2 protein-coding genes are annotated in these 1,647 nt (G+C 64.4%); both read right to left on the minus strand.

Going from position 1 to position 1,647, the window contains the following annotated elements; genetic code table 11:
• Positions 1 to 551: hydrogenase expression/formation protein HypE (gene hypE / locus J0909_RS18220; protein WP_207265109.1), on the minus strand; the 551-nt coding region annotated here is incomplete at its 3' end.
• Positions 552 to 553: 2 nt separating this feature from the next.
• Positions 554 to 1,647: hydrogenase formation protein HypD (hypD, locus tag J0909_RS18225; RefSeq protein WP_353616799.1), on the minus strand; the 1,094-nt coding region annotated here is incomplete at its 5' end.

Below are 1,647 nucleotides of genomic sequence, written 5' to 3' on the forward strand. Positions count from 1 at the left end.
CCCTCGCGGGTGCCGAGCACGGTCAGGCCGTGGTCGCCCATGGTCCCGGAAACCAGGACCGCGTCGCCCTTCCGGGCCGCGTCGCCGCTCGGGGCCGGGTCGGCGATGACCTCGCCGATGCCGGTGGTATTGATGAAAATCTTGTCGCAGGCCCCCTTGGGCACGACCTTGGTGTCGCCGGTGACGACCTTGACCCCGGCGTGCCGGGCGGCCTCGCCCATGGATTTGACGATCCGTTCCAGGTCGGCCATGGGCAACCCTTCCTCGATGATGTAGCCGCAGGTGATGTAGCGCGGCACCGCGCCCATCATGGCCACGTCATTGACCGTGCCGTGCACGGCCAGGGAGCCGATGTCGCCGCCCGGAAAGAAGATCGGGTCCACCGTAAAGGAGTCGGTGGACATGGCGATCCGGCCGGACAGGTTGAGCACGGCCGCGTCGTTGAGGCGGTCCAATTCGTCGTTGCCGAGATATTTCAGAAAGAGTTCGGAAATGAGGCGCTGGGATGCGCGGCCGCCGCTGCCATAGTCGAGAAGAACCTTGTCAGACATAGCTAATCCAGTTTGTATTTGTAGTACGCCGCGCACGAGCCTTCGGTGGAGACCATGCACGGTCCCACCGGATTGGCCGGGGTGCAGGCCTTGCCGAACAGCGGACACTGATCGGGCTGCTTGATGCCCTTGAGGATGTCGCCGCACTTGCAGCCGGGCAGGGACGGGCCGTCCTTGATCTCGATGCCGAACTGCTTCTTGGCGTCGAAAGCCTCCCACTCGGGCCGGATTTCCAGGCCCGAGCCGGGGATCAGGCCCAGGCCGCGCCACAGGGCGTCGCAGGGCTCGAAAACCTCGTACATGATCGAAAGCGCTTTGGGATTGCCGTGCTCGCCCACGATCCGCGTGTAGTTGTTGGCCACGTGGGCCTCGCCCCGGTTGCGCCACTCGATCATCTGATTCAGGGACTGGAGGATGTCCAGGGGCTCGAACCCGGTGACCACGGCGGACTTGGCGTAGTTCTCGGCGATGAACGCGTAGGGCTCCACGCCGATAATGGCCGACACGTGGCCGGGCAGGATGAAGCCGTCGATATTGATGGCCTCGTCCGACAACAGCGCGTCCAGCGCGGTGGGCACGGTTTTGTGGAAACAGAGGATGCGCAGGTTGTCGATGGACTGTTCGCGGGCCATCTTCATGGTCGCGGCGATGGTCGGAGCCGTGGTCTCGAAGCCCACGCCGATGAAGACCACCAGGTCGCCGGGATGCTCCCGGGCCAGCTTCAGGGTGTCGAAAGGCGAATAGACCACCTTGACCCGCGCGCCGTCGGCCACGGCCTTCTTGAGATTGCGGCCCTTGTCCCCGGGCACGCGCATGAGATCGCCGAAGGTGGCCATGATGACCCCGTCGTGCCCGGCCAAGTCCAGGAAGGCGTTGACCTCCGACTCGTGGGTCACGCAGACCGGGCATCCCGGCCCGGAGAGATGCACGATCTTTTCGGGCAAAAGGGAGCGCAGCCCGGACTGGAAGATCGCCACGGTGTGCGTGCCGCAGACCTCCATGAAGCGCAGCTCCCGGTCCAGCTCGGATTCCATCTTGTCGAGAATCTTCCGGCACAGGTCCGGATCACGGAACTTTTCCAGTAATTCGAAGCTCA

The organism is Desulfovibrio sp. Huiquan2017 (assembly GCF_017351175.1).
Taxonomy (GTDB): domain Bacteria; phylum Desulfobacterota; class Desulfovibrionia; order Desulfovibrionales; family Desulfovibrionaceae; genus Pseudodesulfovibrio.